The organism is Terrabacter sp. AAH1, assembly GCF_054456855.1.
Window position 1 is genome coordinate 80,570 of sequence record NZ_JBTJJV010000004.1, and the last position, 17,401, is coordinate 97,970.

General features: G+C 69.5%; 18 protein-coding genes and 2 pseudogenes. 10 read left to right on the forward strand and 10 right to left on the reverse strand.

The window, feature by feature from the left end:
- The first annotated feature begins 6 nt into the window (after positions 1-6).
- Genes ACXR8F_RS08375 through ACXR8F_RS08390 form a run of 4 tightly spaced genes read left to right on the forward strand, consistent with a single transcriptional unit; the run spans position 7 to position 2,259 of the window.
- The gene (locus ACXR8F_RS08375; RefSeq protein ID WP_028785574.1) at positions 7-270 is read left to right on the forward strand and encodes a phosphoribosyl-ATP diphosphatase; all 264 of its coding nucleotides are present in this window, start codon (positions 7-9) and stop codon (positions 268-270) included.
- 14 nt (positions 271-284) lie between these two features.
- A complete protein-coding gene (hisG, locus tag ACXR8F_RS08380; RefSeq protein WP_045192286.1) occupies positions 285-1,130 on the forward strand; it encodes an ATP phosphoribosyltransferase in 846 nt (281 codons plus the stop codon).
- 23 nt (positions 1,131-1,153) lie between these two features.
- The gene (locus ACXR8F_RS08385) at positions 1,154-1,711 is read left to right on the forward strand and encodes a PH domain-containing protein (RefSeq protein WP_458799688.1); all 558 of its coding nucleotides are present in this window, start codon (positions 1,154-1,156) and stop codon (positions 1,709-1,711) included.
- On the forward strand, positions 1,708-2,259 hold the full coding sequence (locus tag ACXR8F_RS08390; RefSeq protein ID WP_458799690.1) for a flavin reductase family protein: 552 nt from the start codon (positions 1,708-1,710) through the stop codon (positions 2,257-2,259). Before ACXR8F_RS08385 ends, ACXR8F_RS08390 begins: the two co-directional genes overlap by 4 nt.
- Before the next feature lie 197 nt (positions 2,260-2,456).
- Here the strand turns inward: ACXR8F_RS08390 and ACXR8F_RS08395 are convergent, their stop codons facing one another.
- From ACXR8F_RS08395 to ACXR8F_RS08405, 3 genes and pseudogenes are all read right to left on the reverse strand, one after another.
- The gene (locus ACXR8F_RS08395; protein ID WP_458799692.1) at positions 2,457-3,311 is read right to left on the reverse strand and encodes a phosphotransferase family protein; all 855 of its coding nucleotides are present in this window, start codon (positions 3,309-3,311) and stop codon (positions 2,457-2,459) included.
- A 74-nt stretch (positions 3,312-3,385) separates the two neighbouring features.
- Positions 3,386-3,778: a tautomerase family protein gene (locus ACXR8F_RS08400; protein WP_458799694.1), complete on the reverse strand. Its 393-nt coding sequence runs from the start codon at positions 3,776-3,778 to the stop codon at positions 3,386-3,388.
- A 218-nt stretch (positions 3,779-3,996) separates the two neighbouring features.
- Positions 3,997-4,440 (reverse strand): annotated as a pseudogene (locus ACXR8F_RS08405) (DUF6228 family protein).
- 281 nt (positions 4,441-4,721) lie between these two features.
- Here ACXR8F_RS08405 and ACXR8F_RS08410 point away from each other — a divergent pair.
- From ACXR8F_RS08410 to ACXR8F_RS08420, 3 genes are all read left to right on the forward strand, one after another.
- Complete coding sequence (locus ACXR8F_RS08410) at positions 4,722-5,261, forward strand: AAA family ATPase (protein ID WP_458799695.1); 540 nt, start codon at positions 4,722-4,724, stop codon at positions 5,259-5,261.
- 79 nt (positions 5,262-5,340) lie between these two features.
- Positions 5,341-5,907, forward strand: a complete 567-nt coding sequence (locus ACXR8F_RS08415; RefSeq protein ID WP_458799697.1) for an NUDIX hydrolase — start codon at positions 5,341-5,343, stop codon at positions 5,905-5,907.
- Positions 5,908-6,013: 106 nt separating this feature from the next.
- Positions 6,014-6,529: a GNAT family N-acetyltransferase gene (locus ACXR8F_RS08420; protein WP_458799699.1), complete on the forward strand. Its 516-nt coding sequence runs from the start codon at positions 6,014-6,016 to the stop codon at positions 6,527-6,529.
- 111 nt (positions 6,530-6,640) lie between these two features.
- Here the strand turns inward: ACXR8F_RS08420 and ACXR8F_RS08425 are convergent, their stop codons facing one another.
- Positions 6,641-6,982: a hypothetical protein gene (locus tag ACXR8F_RS08425; RefSeq protein WP_458799701.1), complete on the reverse strand. Its 342-nt coding sequence runs from the start codon at positions 6,980-6,982 to the stop codon at positions 6,641-6,643.
- Positions 6,983-7,432: 450 nt separating this feature from the next.
- Here ACXR8F_RS08425 and ACXR8F_RS08430 point away from each other — a divergent pair, with 450 nt between their 5' ends.
- From ACXR8F_RS08430 to ACXR8F_RS08440, 3 genes and pseudogenes are all read left to right on the forward strand, one after another.
- Positions 7,433-7,651 (forward strand): hypothetical protein, encoded by a 219-nt coding sequence (locus ACXR8F_RS08430; RefSeq protein ID WP_458799703.1) that lies wholly within the window; start codon positions 7,433-7,435, stop codon positions 7,649-7,651.
- A gap of 39 nt (positions 7,652-7,690) precedes the next feature.
- Positions 7,691-7,807, forward strand: a pseudogene (locus tag ACXR8F_RS08435) (protease inhibitor I9 family protein); the annotation flags it as partial.
- Positions 7,808-7,816: 9 nt separating this feature from the next.
- Positions 7,817-10,315: a S8 family serine peptidase gene (locus ACXR8F_RS08440; protein WP_458800027.1), complete on the forward strand. Its 2,499-nt coding sequence runs from the start codon at positions 7,817-7,819 to the stop codon at positions 10,313-10,315.
- Between the two features lie 37 nt (positions 10,316-10,352).
- On the opposite strand, the gene ACXR8F_RS08445 is transcribed toward ACXR8F_RS08440, so the two are convergent.
- The 6 genes from ACXR8F_RS08445 to ACXR8F_RS08470 form a co-directional block, all read right to left on the reverse strand.
- Positions 10,353-10,766, reverse strand: coding sequence for a DUF2500 domain-containing protein (locus ACXR8F_RS08445; protein WP_458799705.1), 414 nt, complete (start codon positions 10,764-10,766; stop codon positions 10,353-10,355).
- Between the two features lie 171 nt (positions 10,767-10,937).
- Positions 10,938-11,270 carry a VOC family protein gene (locus tag ACXR8F_RS08450; RefSeq protein ID WP_458799706.1) on the reverse strand — a complete coding sequence of 111 codons (333 nt, stop codon included), beginning with the start codon at positions 11,268-11,270 and terminating at the stop codon, positions 10,938-10,940.
- 115 nt (positions 11,271-11,385) lie between these two features.
- Positions 11,386-11,682 carry a hypothetical protein gene (locus tag ACXR8F_RS08455; RefSeq protein ID WP_458799708.1) on the reverse strand — a complete coding sequence of 99 codons (297 nt, stop codon included), beginning with the start codon at positions 11,680-11,682 and terminating at the stop codon, positions 11,386-11,388.
- A 131-nt stretch (positions 11,683-11,813) separates the two neighbouring features.
- Positions 11,814-12,671 (reverse strand): hypothetical protein, encoded by an 858-nt coding sequence (locus ACXR8F_RS08460; RefSeq protein WP_458799710.1) that lies wholly within the window; start codon positions 12,669-12,671, stop codon positions 11,814-11,816.
- Between the two features lie 151 nt (positions 12,672-12,822).
- Entirely contained in the window at positions 12,823-13,305 is a 483-nt protein-coding gene (locus ACXR8F_RS08465; RefSeq protein WP_458799712.1) for a globin domain-containing protein, read from the reverse strand.
- Positions 13,306-13,381: 76 nt separating this feature from the next.
- The gene (locus tag ACXR8F_RS08470; RefSeq protein ID WP_458799714.1) at positions 13,382-17,242 is read right to left on the reverse strand and encodes an IPT/TIG domain-containing protein; all 3,861 of its coding nucleotides are present in this window, start codon (positions 17,240-17,242) and stop codon (positions 13,382-13,384) included.
- Positions 17,243-17,401 lie beyond the last annotated feature (159 nt).

Sequence of the window (17,401 nt, forward strand, 5' to 3'; positions counted from 1 at the left end):
GCGACCGTGAAGAGCTTTGAGCAGCTGTATGCCGAGCTGGCCGAGAAGGCGCAGACACGACCCGAGGGGTCGGGCACCGTCGCGCAGCTCGATGCCGGCGTCCACGCGATCGGCAAGAAGATCGTCGAGGAGGCGGCCGAGGTGTGGATGGCCGCCGAGTACCAGTCGAACGACGAGGCCGCCGAGGAGATCAGCCAGCTCCTCTACCATCTGCAGGTCCTCATGCTCGCCAAGGGCATCTCGCTCGACGACGTCTACTCCCACCTCTGAGGACTTTTGACCCCATGCTGCGAATCGCCGTGCCCAACAAGGGCTCCCTGTCCGATGCCGCCGTCGAGCTGCTGCGCGAGGCGGGCTACCGCACCCGTCGCGACAGCAAGGAGCTCGTGGTGACCGACGTCGAGAACGACGTCGAGTTCTTCTACCTCCGTCCCCGCGACATCGCCGTCTACGTCGGCTCCGGCACCGTCGACGCGGGCGTCACCGGCCGTGACCTGCTGCTCGACTCCGGCTCGTCCGCGGTCGAGGTCATGGCGCTCGGGTTCGGTGCGTCGACGTTCCGGTATGCCGGCAAGCCCGGCCACGTGAGCGACATCGCCGACATCGCCGGCAAGCGCGTCGCGACGTCGTACGCCGGTCTGGTGCGTTCCGACCTCGCCGCGCGCGGGCTCGCGGCCGACGTCGTACGCCTCGACGGCGCCGTCGAGACGGCCATCACCCTCGGCGTCGCCGACTGCATCGCCGACGTCGTCGAGACCGGCACGACGCTGCGGCAGCAGGGGCTCGAGGTGTTCGGCGAGCCGATCCTGCGTTCCGAGGCGGTGCTCATCCGCGGCGACCGACCGGGCGAGGCCGCGGCCATCGAGGTGCTCCAGCGACGCATCGCCGGCGTCATCACCGCCCGCACGTACGTGATGCTCGACTACGACTGCCCGAAGGACCTCGTCGACCGGGCGTGCGAGCTGACCCCGGGTCTCGAGTCGCCCACCGTCTCGTCGCTGCAGGACGACGCCTGGGTCGCAGTGCGCGCCATGGTGCCGCGGGTCGGGCGCAACCGCCTCATGGACGAGCTCTACGACCTCGGGGCCCGGGCGATCCTCGTCACCGACATCGCCGCCTGCCGGCTGTGACCCGCGGCGGCGGTGATGACGAGATGACCGGGCAGCCGGCGGCGCCGCACGAGCCGGGGGACGTGCCCGACCCGCTCGCGCCGTTCCGTCCGCGGCGTGGTCGCGCGGTCGCCCTCGGCGTCGGCTGGGCCTCGCTCGCCGTCTTCGGCGCGATCGCGGTCGTCATGCCCGCGCAGGCCGACGGCCGTTGGGGTCTCGGTGACCGGCTCATGTTCTTCGGCCTCGGCGTCGCCGTGTCGTTCGTCGCCTGGCGCTACGCCTCGATCGTCGCGGTCCCCAGTCGTGAGGGCCTTGTCGTGCGCAACCTCGTGCTGAGCCGCACCCTCGAGTGGGCCGAGGTCGTACGCGTGCAGTTCGGCGGAGGGGAGCCGTGGGTCAGCCTCGACCTGGAGGACGGCGACACAGTCGCGGTCATGGCGATCCAGAAGGCCGACGGTGACGTGTCCGGCAAAGAGGCCTCGCGGCTCGCCGCACTCGTCCAGGCCTTCGGGGAGACGACGGAGCCCCGGGAATCGGGCCGGGCGGACGGTTCGGACGGCTCTGGCGACCCCGGCGGCCCTGACCTCCCGGAGGACTCGTGACGGGGGAGCCGACGCCCGAGCGCATGCGCCACGCCCTCGGCCACTTCGCGACGGGCGTGACGGTCGTGACCGGCTTCTCGGCGGACGGCGATCCTGTCGGCTTCGCGTGCCAGTCGTTCGCGTCCGTGTCGCTCCACCCACCACTCGTCCTCTTCTGCGCCGATCATCGCGGACGGTCCTGGCCGCGCATGCGCGACCAGGGGCGCTTCACCGTCAACGTCCTGCGCCACGAGCAGCGCGAGCTGATCGGCCGTTTCGGGTCGACGGCCGGCGCGCGGTTCGAGGGGCTCGACTGGGAGCGGTCGGCACACGGTGGCCCGAGCCTGCCCGGTGTGCTGATGCGGGTCCACTGCGCCGTCGAGCAGGTGCACGTCGCCGGGGACCACGACGTCGTCGTGGGTCGCGTCGTGGAGCTGGAGGACGGGGAGTCCGGGCGGCCCATGCTCTTCTACCGCGGCCGCTTCACCGTCACCGAGCGGCGTACGTCCACGGGGGTCGACGAGGGCTCCGACGTGACTCCCGAGCCGATGGACGACTACTGGGGCTGAGGGCCGCCCAAGGTGCAGCCTGTCCACGGTGACTGTCACACAGGTCGAGGGCGTGTGGCCCGACAACTGGCGATCTGGGCGCAGTGAGTTTCGGCGACTTCCCCGGCCAGGACGGTCCTTCGTTACCGCCCCGAATGCGGAAACCTCGTTCCTGTCATGCTTGAGTTGTGGACGTCTGGCGGCGGCGACGGCTCCGGTCAGGAATCGCTCCGGTTCACCACCTCATCGAGCCACTCATCGAGTCGTTGCAGCTGGGCCTGTGACCCGAATAGAGGCTTCTTCCCAGGTGGCGGGAGAAACCCGACCGCGTCCATGACGAGCCAGTGGCGGTGTGGCGCTTCGGTCGCGAGGGCGGCGTAGCGCTCGAGGAACGCCCTGGCTGGCTCGGGTCCGAAGTCGAGGGCGAGGTTGGTTGCGGCGTGTCCGGCGTCGAGCCAAACCGGCCCGGTGGACGTCTCCACCCAGTCGACGACACCGGATACTTCGCCGGCCGCCCAGAGCAGGTTGCGGTGGCTGAAGTCGCGGTGCAGGAGGGTCGGCACGTACGGGGGTTCGGCCCCGGCCAAGAGCTGAAAAGCTTGCTGCCAGGACTCCGGATGCCGAGTCCAGGGCGGCACCACCCACTTCGCTTCCCATGCCCATGACTGGAATATGCGGAACGGCTCGGTGGGACGGACGTCGTGGATCGTGGCCAAGGTCGCGGCCATCAGGCTCATCGTGTCGTCAGTGACCTCGGTCAAGGGGCTGCCGGGCAGCCGGGACATCAGATGGGCAGCGACGCCTGCCACGGCCCCTTCGGCGTCCAGCGCCAGGCTACTCGGGGCCGGCACTGCCGTGGCAGTCAAGGTCTGCAGGGCGGCTCGCTCGCGGCGGGTCAGGTCGGGGCCATGGGCACGCCATGGGTCCTTCGTCATCAACCGGAGCACGGCATGCTGTCCCGAGGTGTCGGTCAACATCAGCATCGTCGACGTGAGCCCGCCGGTGAGCTCGACCACGTCGGTGAGCGAGGCACCGAGGGCGACCTCTGCCCAGGAGAGAACATCCGCGTGCACGGACGGAACCTATCGAAAGAGGTTGACGGCCTTGGCAGCCCGGGGTCGCCCGCACTTGCCTTCTTCGGGGGCGCCTACACGTCGATCTTGAACCCCAGGTCGTAGTCGCTCGCGGGCACGCCGCCCGAGCCCCAGTTCTCGGGAGGGCTTTCGCGCAGCAAGATCGAAATGTCCTGGGGCGGGATGCCGTAGACGGCGAGCCGCTCGACAATCTGCCGGTACAGAGCGCGTTTGGCCTCGACGGACCGGCCGGAGAAGCAGTCGATCGTGACTCGCATGTACGTGTCCGAGACGCCGTCACCCAGACCGTTGACCATGGCGTGCGGCTCGAACTCCGTGAGCCGCACGAAGCGGTCGTCGTTCGGGATCTTGAACGCAGCAACGAGCGCCTCGTGGACCGCGTTCATCAGGGCGACTTGCTGGTCAGGCGGATACGTCCGACGGACTTCGATCAAGGTGCTGGGCATGGCTCCCTCTCGGTCTTGGTAGGCCGCCCACGCTGCCACGATTGGCCTCCGTTGGCATGCCGGGGGTGCTGCCGTTGAGCCATACGATCACGCCGACTGACACGAGGGCTGCGTCCGCCGGACGGGCCGTCGTGAACTGCAGCCTGTCAGAGCGACGCCCCGTCATGCCGCTGTCGGGGCGACAGCGGTCCCAGATCCCCGGCGGCGGCCGGAGGCTGTCATCTCGGTCGGAGGAACTCAGAGGTGGTGTCACTCAGGGCATCCATTTCGGCCCAGGCTTCGACGTCAAAGCTGGCCGTGACCTCCCATGCCGTCTCGTAGACAGTGGGTCGAAGCACAAAGGTGAGCGTTACGTGTCCGCGGCTGTGCCAGGTCGGGCGAATCTGCATCTAGCCTTCCAGGCTGCGCCAAGACTTCGTGCCCTCCCATCCTCTGAAGGCACCTGCCAACTCCGCGAAGAACTCCGCGAGGCCGTCCCCTGCAGGCTCGTTACCGGCGCTGACGCCTGGAGCCCTTCTCCGTTGATCTCCACCATGAAGTAGACGAGTCGTCGTTCCAGGGCCTTTGCGGTTCGCGCATGGTGATTGACACGTCATCGCGCAGACTCCGGTTGAGTGAAACCTGAACATGTTCGGGGTCATGAGGCAACACCCGGCGATCATGTCAGGCTGTTCCGCTCCTGCCGCGATGCGATCGTGACACTCGAGGCGGATATCGTCCCCGTAGGGGTCTGGTCTTTGCGGGAGCCGCTCTCCTCCTTCTCGCGTTCATCGCTTTTCGCTGGTGGCGCGCCGGCGACGACCATCCTGCTCACGGCGGCCGGGCTGGCACTTGCGGTCACAGGGGCCCTCCGGCACGCCCGCTCGATGGATGGCTAATCTGCCGTTGAGCTTTCCGCACACGCCGCAGGTGTGATGGCTGCGGCACACGATTTGATGTACGGGTGAGTGCGACATCGACCTTCCCCGTCAACGGGACTCCAACACTGACCGTTCTTTCCGGGCGACCCGGATCTGGCAAGACGACGCTGGCCACAGCACTCGCACGGCACCTTCGGGCCTGCTACTTGCGGGTGGATGCGGCGGAGACCGCGCTTCAACGGACCGGCATGACGGTTGGTATCGAGGGGTATGCCGTGATCCATGAGCTTGCCGTCTCCAATCTCATCCTCGGTCTCAATGTCGTCGTCGATGCCGTCAACGCAGTTCCCGAGGCTCGAGCGGGATGGCGAGAAGCCGCCCACCGTGGCCAGGCTCAGCTGCTGCAGGTTGAGACATGGCTGCCCGACGAGCTCGAGCACCGCCGGCGGGTCGAAGCCCGAACAGCGGACATCCCTGACCATCAGGTCCCTTCGTGGGATGAGGTCGAAAGCCAACCATGGGAGCCTTGGGATATCGAGCGTGATGGCCCACGCGCGCTCATCGAGACCAGCGACTCAAGCCAGGCGTTGATCGCCCTCCTCGCTGTGCAGCGGCATTCCTAACGGTGTCCGCTTCTGCCGCTGATGGTGCTCGGGCCGGCAATGCCCACAGCCCGTCAACTCCGCGGGCTATGGTCCGCGGATGGAGATGTGGAAGCTGCTCAAGGAGCGACCTGGGCCAGCCGGCTACCTCACCGTCAGCACCCGGACGTATGGCATGCCCGACGATCGGCAGTCCGACTGGGATGTCCTAGTCGGAAGTCGAACCGTCGCAATCGTCGCCATCACCGGTGATGGCGACGTCGTGCTCGCGCGACAGTTTCGTCCAGGGCCTGGAAGGGTGCTGCGCGAGCTGCCCGGCGGCCTCGTCGACGAGCACGAGGACATCCTGAACGCGGCTGCTCGAGAGCTGCGCGAGGAAACCGGCTATGTGGCCGACGAGATGACACTCGTAGGTCAGACCTGGCTCGCCGGCTACGCCACTCACCTGCGCCACGCGGTTCTGGCAACGGGATGCCGCCACACGTCCGAACAACAGTTGGACACCGACGAGTTCTGCGAAGTCCTCACGGTGCCCATGACGACCTTCCTGTCCCACCTACGCGGTGGGGACCTTACGGACGCCGACATGGCGTGGATGTGCCTGGACCGACTCCACCCGTGGACAGCACCGAGCGTCACTCAACAGCACTCGAAGTCGGAGCAGTGAAGCCCTTGCCCGCAACGCTCGCTCACGCCGCTGAGCGCTCGTTCCCGCACCGGTGCTCCCTGTTCACCTTGAGTATGAGAATGAGATGCGAGGGAAGGAGTCGGTCATGCCTCAGCGTTCAAGCGTCACGATCCGCGAGGCTGAGGCAGGCCGGGACGACGACGTCGTCGTAAGGCTCATGGCGGCTTACATGTCATGGGCCCACGAGCGCCTAGCTCGAGAGTTCAACGTCTACGATCCGCCGGCTGACCCTGCGGAGATCCGCGAGCGGCTGGACGACTACCGGCCCCCACAGGGTCGACTCTTGGTCGCGGAGTGCGACCGCGCGGCGGCGGGCATCGGAGCGTTGCGCATGCTTGATCGGGAGGTCGCTGAGGTCAAGCGCATGTATGTCGATCCTGCGTGGCGCGATTGCCACGTGGGGTCCGCCATTCTCGATCGGCTGCTTGACGAAGCGCGCGCATGCGGGGCGCGCACCGTTCGGCTCGACACGTGCCGGTTCATGACGGCCGCGCAAGGTCTCTATCGCTCGCGCGGGTTCCTCGAGAGACCTGCGTACGAAGGATCCGAGATTCCCGAACGGCTTCAGCAGCATTGGATCTTTTTCGAGCGCCAACTTTAGGGAGTGCACCGAACGGTGCACGTCTGCTCTGGGGAGTGGCTGCACGTCCGAACATGCCGCGAATGGTGAGTGCACTGTGCGCTGCAAAGATCGCCACTCCCCGCTTCGAGTTCACGGACAGCCGTACTGCTCCCAAAGCTCGCGACGACAGGGGCCTTCCACCGGCTTGGCGTCGAACGTCCGACCAGAGACTTCGAACGTGCCCTGTTCCAAGTCGGAGATGAAGTACCACTCGGGCCCGTAGTCGTCCTCGGGCATGTCTTGGCGGCCATCTAGCCAACAAACCTTGAACCACACGCTGTCGTGGTGCTTGCGGCCGAGCGGCCAGTACCGGAAGTGACTCACATTCGTGACGAGATGCGCTTCCACGGTGCCCTCATGACTCAGTTCCCAGACGGCATCACGGAAGGGGTCGAGTCGCGGGTTGCGAGGCAGCGCATCCTCGGTAGGCATGGGACCTGGTCTACAGGACCGCAAGAACCCAGCGGGACGTTGACTCAGCGCCGCAGCAACTTCCTCAACTGGCGCGCGCAGGGGGTCCACGAGGGTGCGTTCGCGCTGCGGGGACAGCGCTTGGGGCCGCAAACGGCGCGGGCACGACCATGGATTTCGCCCGAGCCTCTGCGGCGGTGCCCCAACTCCTGCAGTCACACCCGCGCGCGGGTCGGCGGCCATCCTCCGAGACTGGACAGCCTCTTCCGGCGTGATGCGGGCCTCCGACCCTTGGCAAGCGGCTGCGCCAGAGGTGCAGACGTTTCATCGCAATGCCCTGACAGGTCGGAAGTGTCGGGGTCAGACTCTTGGCTGGGTGCCAAACCCGCTCCCCCGGACACTTGAGGTGGGTTGATGAGAACCAGATCTACACGCCACGTCACGGCGAGACGGCTGGCTGCCGTATCCGCAGTGGCTACCGCAGCCCTCGCCGCAGCCCCGCTCGCGACCATCGGTGCGGTGGCAACCGCTGCCCCGGTCGAGACCGTCGACAGCGGTGCGGGACGTTACATCGTGACTTTCGCCGACGACCCGGTCGCGTCCTACGACGGCTACGAGAAGGGATATGCAGCCACCCGGCCCGTACGGGGCCGCAAGCTCGACCCTGGCAATGCGGCCGTGAAGTCTTGAAAGGCGCACCTCACGTCGAAGCACGACGCGGCGCTCGCCAAGGTCGGCGCCACGAAGATCTACGACTACACGGTCACCAACAACGGTGTCGCCGCCGACCTCACCGCGCAGCAGGCGTCCAGTCTCGCGAAGCAGGCCGGCGTGCTGTCCCTGACCAAGGACGCGATGTCCCAGCCCACCACGACCTTCTCGCCCGAGTTCCTCGGCCTGAGCGCGGCGGGTGGCTTCTGGAGCCAGCTCGGGGGTCCGGCCACGACAGGCGACGGCCTCGTCATCGGCGTCATCGACTCCGGCATCTGGCCGGAGAACGCCTCGTTCTCGGGCGCCAAGATCACGCCCCGGCCGGCTGGCTGGCACGGAGCATGCGTCGCCGGCGAGAACTTCCCGGTCTCGCTGTGCAACAACAAGCTCGTCGGCGCCCGCTACTACGTCGACGGTTTCGGCAAGCAAAACATCGCCAAGGAGGAGTTCCTCTCTCCGCGCGACGGCTCCGGCCACGGCTCCCACACGGCGTCCACAGCCGCCGGCAACGCCGGCGTCACAGTGACGATCGACGGCAAGTCCATCGGCGCGGCCTCCGGGATGGCCCCAGGTGCCAGCATCTCCGCGTACAAGGTCTGCTGGGAGGGTGCTCCCGGCGTCGCCGCCGGCTGCTTCAACTCGGACAGCGTCGCGGCGATCAACGACGCCGTCCTCGACGGCGTCGACGTCATGAACTACTCGATCGGCGGCACCTCCGAGTCCTCGGTCCTCGACCCGGTGGCGCAGGCCTTCCGGGGCGCGTCCAACGCCGGCGTCTTCGTCGCCAACTCAGCCGGCAACAACGGTCCCGGTGCGAGCACGCTCGACCACCCGGCCCCGTGGGTGACGACCGTCGCCGCAGCGACTCACCGCCGTGCCTTCCAGGCCGTCGAGCTCGGCAACGGGCGTCGCTACGTCGGCGCCTCGACGACCGGGCCGCTCCCGTCGCTCACTCCGCTGGTGAAGGCCTCCGCGGTCGGACTCGCGGGAGCAACTGCGTCCGAGGTGGCGCTCTGCTTCTCCGGCGCGCTGGACCCGGCCAAGGTGCGCGGCAAGATCGTCGTCTGCAACCGTGGCGTGAACGCCCGCATCGACAAGTCGTTCGAGGTCAAGCGGGCAGGTGGCGTGGGGATGATCCTCGTCAACACGTCGCCGAACTCGCTCAACGGCGACTTCCACCCGGTCCCATCGGTGCACCTGAACCACGTCGACGGTGAAGCGGTCACTGCGTACGCGAGCAGCGCCACCGCCGTCGCCAAGATCGTCCCGCTGACGCCGGCCGAGCTGGCAGCGGCTCCGCAGACACCGGAGATCACCGACTTCTCCTCCCGCGGCCCGTCGAAGACGACCGGAGGGGACATCCTCAAGCCGGACATCGCCGCCCCGGGCAACGACGTCGTCGCGGCCGTCGCCCCGCCGAGCAACCACGGTCGCAGCTGGGACTTCATGTCCGGCACGTCGATGTCGTCGCCGCACATCGCCGGGATCGCCCTGCTCATGAAGGACGCCCACCCCACCTGGCTGCCGTCCGAGATCAAATCCGCACTCATGACGACGGCTCGTCCAACCGTCTCCTCGGCCAACGACCCCTTCGCCCAAGGCGCCGGCTTCGTCAACCCGAACTCGGCGATCGACCCAGGCTTGGTCTACCCGACCACGGCCACCGAGTACCGGCAGTACCTCGTCAGCCTGGGTGTGCGGTTCGCGCCGCCGAACGACACCCTGACCGCCGTCTCGGCCTCCAACCTCAACCAGGCGTCGATCGGCATCGGTCGTCTGGCCGGCGTGGAGACGGTCACCCGTCACGTCAAGAACGTCGGCACCAGCACTGAGACGTACACCGCGTCGGCGGCCGTCCCCGGCTTCGACACCGTGGTGACCCCGTCGAGCCTGACCCTTGCTCCGGGCGCGGAGGCGACGTTCACGGTGACCTTCAGCCGTACCACGGCTCCGCTCGGATCGTGGGCCAAGGGCTCGCTCACGTGGGCGTCCGGCCGCCACACCGCGCGCACCCCGGTCGCTCTCGAGCCCGTCGCCCTCAGCGCTCCCGTCGAGGTCCACGCCGACGCCAGCGCCTCCGGCTCCAAGGGGTTCTCGGTGACGCCCGGGACCAGCGGTCCGGTGTCGACCTCGATGAGCGGCCTCGTGGGGGTCACGCCGCAGGCCGACTCCGTCACGACCGGACCGTTCGACACCGCGAACCCCGTCGCGGGCGCGGCGACGAAGGTCTACCGCGTGCAGGTGCCGGTCGGCACGAAGGCAGCCCGCTTCTCCGAGGAGACGACCGTCGACACGGCTGACCTGGACATGTACGTCTACCGCGGCGGCACGCTCGTCGCACTCTCCGCCTCGGGCGCTGCCGACGAGCAGGTCACCCTGAACAACCCGGCCGCCGGGACCTACGACGTCTACGTCAACGGGTTCACCACGCCGGGCGGCGCGACGAGCTACCAGATCAGCACCTTCGTCGTCCCCGCGGCCAGCGCCGGCAACGCCTCCGTCACGCCGAACCCGTTCGTGGCGACCACCGGGGTGCCACAGGCACTGACGGCCTCATGGACCGGCCTCAATCCGGCCATGCGCTGGTTCGGAGTCATCTCCTACAGCGGTGCCGACGACCTGACGTACCTGTCGGTCGGCTGAACCGCACCCGCGCCCGCTCGGGACGCGGCGAGGGCCCTCACCCCGTCCCGGGGTGGGGGCCCTCTGAGGTGACCCACCCTGACGGGAACCAGAGCGGGTGGGTGGGCCCACCACAACGCCTCATAACCCGCGCTGAGGAAGGAACGTCCGACACCGCCGCGGCGGTGCTCGAGCTCGGCCTGGTGGAAGCCATGGACATCGTGCCCGAACCGTCCGTCGGAGCGCCGACCGAACCGGGCCGGCGGCGCACGTCGGTGCGACGCGACACGACGATTGCGTCGATGGTGCGCAGCGGTGAGGCCTCGTTGGCGCGCCACTGCGAGAGTCCCTTGACGGCGACCGTGACGAAGCCCGCGATGACGAGCGTGAAGATCAGCCCGAAGAAGAGGAGGAAGACCCTCGGCGGTCCGGACACGTCCGGGGTGAGGGGGCCGAAATCGTCTGTGATCATCGCAGAGCCCTGTGTCTCGAGCGGGTGAGGACGGCAGTATGACTCCCGACAGCCGGAGCGGTTGCACCGACATGCGCGCTCGACCGGACGCGTGGCCGAGCACACGCGGGCTTCAAGCATCGTGAGGCGAGGAGGCCCTGCCGCCGTCCCGCCCAGCGGGGGCACCTCCGCCTACTTGCTCAGGTCGACCACGCAGAAGAGCGTGCCACCCGGGTCCGCGAGCACGACGAAGTCCGCGTCCGCGGGATACTCCCAATCGACGCGTTCAGCGCCCAGGGCGATGAGGCGCTCGACCTCAGCCGCCTGTTGCTCTGCGGTGTCGACCCACAGGTCGAGATGCGTGCGGTCGTTCTCGTCGAGATGCAGCCGTGGCCCGTCGCCCGTCCGAGGCGCGAGGAACGCGGCGTCGTGCGGTTGCGGGTCGTACTCCAAAGCGCGAGCCCAGAAGGTGCCCGAGCTGTCGGTGTCCTTCACTTTCAGCACGACCGCTCCGATACGCAGCATGGGTCGAGGCTCGCACGGCGCGACTCCGGCGGACAAGGCACGAGCAGGCGCAGCCCGGCGTACAAGCGCGACGTCAGGTGCCCGGTCGCGAGGGCAGGGCGTGCCGTGAGCCCCTTCACAACGGCGGTTCGATGACGTGGAGGTCCAGGATGGTCAGCTCTGTCGGCTCTGGAAAGCCCACGCCGGCCAGCAGGCTGCGCATCTCGTCGCTCGCCCATCGCCGGCGTATGTGGTCGGCCGACTCCCACACTCCGATGATGTAGAGGGCATCGTCGCTGGTCGCGCAGTGATGGCGCAGCTCGCCGAACCGTGCGGCACCGCCCCGCTGCCCGATGAGCTCGTGTGCGCGGTCGTAGGCGGCAGTCAGCTCGTCGACGTCGCCGACGAACGCGGCGATCATCATCGCGGCCACGATCGAACGGTAGACCCGCTGCCCGCCCGTGACCAGTGGGCAGAACGGTCCTCCGCCCACACGTGAGCGGGTGCCGGGTGGGGGAGCGGAGCACCCTTCGGACCACGGCGGAGCGCCGGCAGACATCCGGTTCAGGAGCTGCCCTGGAAGAAGCCGAGCAGCGCGGGTGCCGGGTGCGCCGCCGTGCTGAGGTTGGCCGCGGTGATGAGAGCGAAGGACGCCGCGACCACCAGGGCCGCCGTCGCACCGCCCAGTCGCACCCACCGCGCCGACTGCCCCGACTGCGCCGAGCGGGTGCGTCGGGAGCGTCGCCACAGACGCGCGGCCACCAGGACGAGCCCGACCGTCACGATCGCTCCGAGCCCCACCATCACGCGGTGGTAGGCGGCGAAGTCCTCGATGAGCCGTGTCATCGCGGGCGATGCTGGCACCACGGTTGGCGTCCCGAGGCTGTCCTTGATGCCGCGTACCGCCGTGGCGAGCGCCGGCTCGGGGCCACGGACGTCGACCAGGCCCAAAGCCGACGACAGGGGGACGAGGGCGCCCTGCACGTTGGCGACCACGAGGAGCACGGCGAGCAGGACCAGCGGCGCCCCGAGCACTCCGGCGGCCGCGAACCACGCGCGGCGTCCGCGACCGACGGAGCGCACGCACTCACGCCAGAGTGCGAGGCCCAGCATGACCGACGTGACGAGCAGTGGAACCGCCAGCACCGCCTTGACCACGTGGAACCGGGTCCAGAACGCCACCGACGCCGCGAGCTCGGGGCTCAGGTCCGCGGTGCCCGCCTCCCAGAAGCGCACCAGCCCTCGGCCCACCGCGGCGCTGAGGGTCGACACGTCGGAGTAGCCACCGCCCGCCCACAGCCCGGCCGCCGGGAACGGCAGCACCATCACGGCCAGCAGGGCGACGCCGGCGGCGACCGCGAGGGTGGCCAGTCTGCGCGACTCTCGGGCGGGTGACGTGTCGGTGCGTGCGGCCGGGTGCATGGCGGTTCCTTCCGTCGGGGCAGGCGGGCGAGTGCCGCCGGCCAGCCACGTTAGGCAGCCGAGAAGCCGGAGACGTCGCCCCGCAGGCTGATCCGGCCGACACTGCGCTGCCCCCGTCGTCGTACGCGCGTGCGACCCCGGGCTGACCTGCCTACCCCGCAGCCTGCCCGGGTCGCGCGTCGGTGCCGTCGACGAGCCCGTCCCACGACCACTTCGGCACGGTGAGGCCGTCCGGCACGTCGCCCCCCGAGTCGTGGTAGGTGCTCATGTATGCCGTCGCCCACGTGAAGTACTCGACGAGCGGGTCGCGTACGGCGGGGTCGTCGCCCAGGCCCGCGACGCCCACGGCGGCGGCGAAGCAGGCCACCGCCCTCGCGTCCATCTCGGGATGGGGGCCGTTGCCCGAGTGCATCCGCACCACGTCGGTCTCGCTCGCGAGCGCGCTGGTGTAGCGCGGCGGGCCACCGAGCGCCTCGGCCCAGTAGGCCGCGAGGCGGGCTGTGTGATCGGGGTGGAAGCCGTGCGAGAACGCATGCGAGACAACGGGATCCGCCAGGCACCGCTCGTGCCAGGAGTGAGCGAGCCGGGTGAGGGCCGGCATCCCGCCGACGGCGTCGTAGATCGAGGTGGTCACCGAGGCAGGCTCCCACCCGAGTGGGCGCACGACAAGAGCCCGGGACCGGCGCGTGTTCGGTCCCGGGCTCTTGTCGTCAGCGGAAGTGGATGAAGTTCGACGGCCAGGACGAGCTCGTGCGCGCGATGATGCGCCGCCCGCTCATCGACGTGTAGGTGCGGCCGAGCACCGTGCCGCCGTAGCCGCTCTCGGAGATGGCGATCTGGTTGCCGTCGGCGCTGACCCAGTCCACGTAGGCGACGTGGTTCGAGTTCCACTGGGCGATGTCGCCGACCCGCGGCGACTGGTCGACCGCGAATCCCTTGGCTCTCGCGTTGTTGTCCCAGCTAACGGCGTTGCCGAGGTTGCCGGGGTTCTTGACGCCGTCGAGCGAGAGACGGTAAGCGGAGTAGTTCGTGCAGTTGTTGCCCCATGCGTCGACCGGGTAGTTCCAGGCTCGCTGCCCGTAGTAGTCGAAGCGACTGATGCAGTTCTGGGTCGCGCGCGAGTAGCAAGACCAGCCCTGCGGTGCAGGGCCGCCGGTGACGGCCCAGGTAACCGTCGACGAGCGGTAGACGGCTGCGTTCCCAGTTGCGAGAACCCGCAGGAACGACCCGGTGCCGGTGGTCTTCGTGGACCACTGGACGGCACCCGCCTTGCTCCGGACGACGAAGTTGCCGTCGGACTGCATGGTGGCGGAGCTGCCGGCGCTCTCGGTGAAGGAGGCCCAGCGGCGCGCACCAGCTGCCGAGGCGAGCACCAGGTTGCCGTCGGCGCGCATCGTCATCGACCACGCCAGATTGACCGGGGCGAGCGACTCGCCCGGTCGCAGGACCTGACCCGGCAGCAGCCGGTCGTATCGGATCGCGCGGTCGTCCCATACGGGTGTGGCGCCTTGGCGCACCTGCAACAGGCCGCCGTTGGTGAGCGTGAGCACGGCCCCCGTCCAGCCGGCGGTGCCGCTGGACCAGAAGGTGGCGCCGGTCGCGGTGAGCAGCACGACATTGCCGTCGGCCCGCACCTGGACGCGGCTGTTGCGTCCCGCGACCCCGCTGGACCACCGTCGCACCCCCGCCGAGGTAGTGACGACGAAGTTGCCATCGGTCCGCAGGGTGGCGATCCAGGCCCCGTTGGGTGAGCGCAGCCCCGTGCCTACCGCCAGGGTCTGCCCCCCTTCGAGCGTGGCGCCGGCCAGGTAGGTGAAGCCCTGATCGAGTGTCACCGAGCCCGCTCGCGTCGTCACCGTGACGTGGACCGGGCCGGTCGTGTTGCGCGGCGGGACGACCGCCGTGAGCTGGGTGGCAGACACGCGGGTCACGCCCGTGGCGGCCACGCCGCCGATCGAGACGCCGCTGAGGGCGGTGAAGGACTTGCCCCGCAGGGTCACAACCGTGCCGCCGCGCAAGGGACCCGAGGCCGGTGCGACAGATGTGATGGTCGGAGGGTCTTGGTACGCGAAACGTCCGGCCGGTACGACAGGAGACGTGCCACCCGGCGTGGTGACGCGCACGTCGACGTCGGCCTCGAGGTGGGCGGGGATCGTAACGCGCACCTGCGTGGCCGACACCCGCGTGACGGCGGTGGCCGGGACGCCGTCGAACGTGACGGCGGAGACGCGGTCGTAGCCGGTGCCGGTCAACGTCACGATGCCGCCGCCCGCCGTCGGCGCCAGGGCGGGCGAGAGTGCAGTCAGAGTGGGCACCGGCTGGTAGGTGAACTGGTCGGAGACGACGACGGGGGAGATGCCACCGGGGGAGGTGACGCGGACGTCTACGGTGCCCTGGGCGTGGCTCGGGACGGTGACCTGGATGGTCGTCGATGAGACGCGCGTGAGCCCCGTCGCGCGTCGACCGCCGAAGTCGACCGCCGAGACGAGCGCGAGCCGGGTTCCGCTGATCGTGAGGACAGCGCCGCCGGTCAGCGGGCCGGCCGGTTCGGACAGGCCGGAGACCGTCGGGAGGCCGACGTACTCGAAACTCGTGCGTGTCGTCTCGGGGCTCGTCCCGTTGGCGTTGGTGGCGCGCACCGCCACGACGCCCTCGGTATGGGCGGGGGCCGTCACGCGCAAGCTGGTGTCGGAGACCCGCACCAGAGCCGTGGTGAGCGTGGTGCCGAAGCGGACCTCGCGCACCTCGGCGAGGTGGGTCCCGGTCAGGGTCACGAGCGTGCCGCCCTGGAGGGGACCGGCCGACACGGAGAGCCCGCTCACGACGGGCGGCGCGCCGTAGGTGTACTTCGTCACCGACGTCACAGCGGAGACGCCGCCCGGAGTCGTGACGCGCACGTCGACCGGTCCTGTCGCGTGCGGCGGTGCGACGACTCTCAAGGTTCCGGCCGAGACGCGGACGACGCTCGACGCTTTAGTGCTGCCGAAGCTGACGGCGGTCGCGCGGGCGAGGTTCGTGCCGGCCAGCGTGACCACCGTCCCCCCTGCCGGGGGGCCCGTGACGGGCGACAGAGCGGTCACCGTGGGCGTCGCCTCGTACGCGTACGCCGTGGCAGCGGTTGCAGCGGAGGTCCCGTTGGCGCTCGACACCCGCACGCTCACGACGCCTGCCGCGTGGGCCGGTGCTGTGGCGCGGATTGAGGTGGGCGAGACCACCGTGAAGGGCGCCGCGGTGCCGCCGAACGTGACCCGCGTCGAGCCGGTGAACCGGCCTCCCGTCAGTGTGACTGCGGTCCCGCCACGTGTCGGACCAGCCGCGACAGAGAGCTTCGAGACAGCCGGCGGCAGGTGGAAGGTGTAGCGGGTCGAGGCGGTGACGGCCGTCGTGCCGCCCGGTGTGGTGACGCGGACGTCCGCGGCGCCGACGGCGTGGGCCGGGGTGGTGACCCGCAACGACGTGGCGGAGACCCGCGCGAACGACGACGCCCGGGTTGTGCCGAACCGGACGGCGGACGCACGGGCCAGGTTGGTCCCGGTCAGCGTCACCGTGGCCCCGCCCCCGGTCCCGCCCGAGGCCGGTGACACCCGTGCCAGCGTCGGCATGGCGTCGTAGGTGAAGGTGGGGCCGGGCCCGGAGGTGCCGGCACGGGTCGTGACGCGGACGTAGACGGCGCCGGCCGGACGTGCCGGCGTCATGACGCGCAGCTGCGTGCTCGACAGGACCGACAGCTTTGTGCCGGCGGTGCCGCCGAAGGTCACGCGGGTGGCACCGGAGAACCGCGTACCGGTCACCGTGAGCAGCGTTCCGCCACGGATCGGGCCGCCCGACGTCGAGAGCGCGGTCACGCTGGGCGGCAGGACGACAGACGGGGCCATGTAGGAGAACCGGGCGACGGGTGCGACGGGCGAGATGCCACCGGGGGTCACGACGCGGACGTCGACGGCGCCCATGGTGTGCGCCGGAACGGTGACACGCACCTGCGTGGCGCTCATCCGCGTCAGCCCGCCCGCGGGAGTGGTGCCGAAGAGGACGGCGGAGGTCCGCTTCAGTGCGGTCCCGGTGACTGTGAGCGTGGTGCCACCCGACGTCGCCGCAGCCCTGGTCGAAAGGGACGTCACGGTCGGCACGGCCTCGTAGGCGAAAGTCGAACGCGTCGAGACAGGTGACGTGCCTGACGTCGTGGCGACGCTGACGTTCACCAGTCCGGCCGCGTGAGCAGGGGTGACGACACGGACTCGCGTCGCCGAGACCTTGGTGATGCTCGAAACGGCCGTAGTGCCGAAGAGCACCTTCGTCGCGGCGCCGACGCCCGTGCCCGAGAGCTCGACGACGGTGCCGCCGCTCACCGGACCGGCGACGACCGACAGGGCGGGAGCCGCAGGCGGCGTGGTCGTGACGGCGGCCGGCGACAGGGCCGCGGGGGTGGTCGGGGCTGCGACCGCCGACGGGGCGGCGGCCAGGCCCGGGATCCCCGCAAGGAGGGCCAGCGAGACCAGAGTGGCGAGGGCGCGCCCTCCGACACGCTGGTGGGGGGCTCGGTGTTCGGCGTTCCGTGTCGTCGGTGGCATCATTCGTCGGTTCTCCTTGCAGTCAGCACGTCCGCCGAGCAGTCTGCATGGGCAAATGTCGCCTTGTACGCGGTTTCGCCCTAATTGGGGTGCCCCAACCGCAACACCAGCCCCAGATGTGGTGGCGATGCGCCGCCCGACGAGGCCGTCGGAGACCTCGGA

Coding starts and splice junctions, on each gene's coding strand:
- hisG (WP_045192286.1), top strand. CDS start 285: ATGCTGCGAATCGCCGTGCCCAACAAGGGCTCCCTGTCCGATGCCGCC.
- ACXR8F_RS08385 (WP_458799688.1), top strand. CDS start 1,154: ATGACCGGGCAGCCGGCGGCGCCGCACGAGCCGGGGGACGTGCCCGAC.
- ACXR8F_RS08400 (WP_458799694.1), bottom strand. CDS start 3,778: ATGCCCAGCACCTTGATCGAAGTCCGTCGGACGTATCCGCCTGACCAG.
- ACXR8F_RS08415 (WP_458799697.1), top strand. CDS start 5,341: ATGGAGATGTGGAAGCTGCTCAAGGAGCGACCTGGGCCAGCCGGCTAC.
- ACXR8F_RS08420 (WP_458799699.1), top strand. CDS start 6,014: ATGCCTCAGCGTTCAAGCGTCACGATCCGCGAGGCTGAGGCAGGCCGG.
- ACXR8F_RS08425 (WP_458799701.1), bottom strand. CDS start 6,982: ATGCCTACCGAGGATGCGCTGCCTCGCAACCCGCGACTCGACCCCTTC.
- ACXR8F_RS08440 (WP_458800027.1), top strand. CDS start 7,817: ATGTCCCAGCCCACCACGACCTTCTCGCCCGAGTTCCTCGGCCTGAGC.
- ACXR8F_RS08445 (WP_458799705.1), bottom strand. CDS start 10,766: ATGATCACAGACGATTTCGGCCCCCTCACCCCGGACGTGTCCGGACCG.
- ACXR8F_RS08450 (WP_458799706.1), bottom strand. CDS start 11,270: ATGCTGCGTATCGGAGCGGTCGTGCTGAAAGTGAAGGACACCGACAGC.
- ACXR8F_RS08460 (WP_458799710.1), bottom strand. CDS start 12,671: ATGCACCCGGCCGCACGCACCGACACGTCACCCGCCCGAGAGTCGCGC.
- ACXR8F_RS08470 (WP_458799714.1), bottom strand. CDS start 17,242: ATGATGCCACCGACGACACGGAACGCCGAACACCGAGCCCCCCACCAG.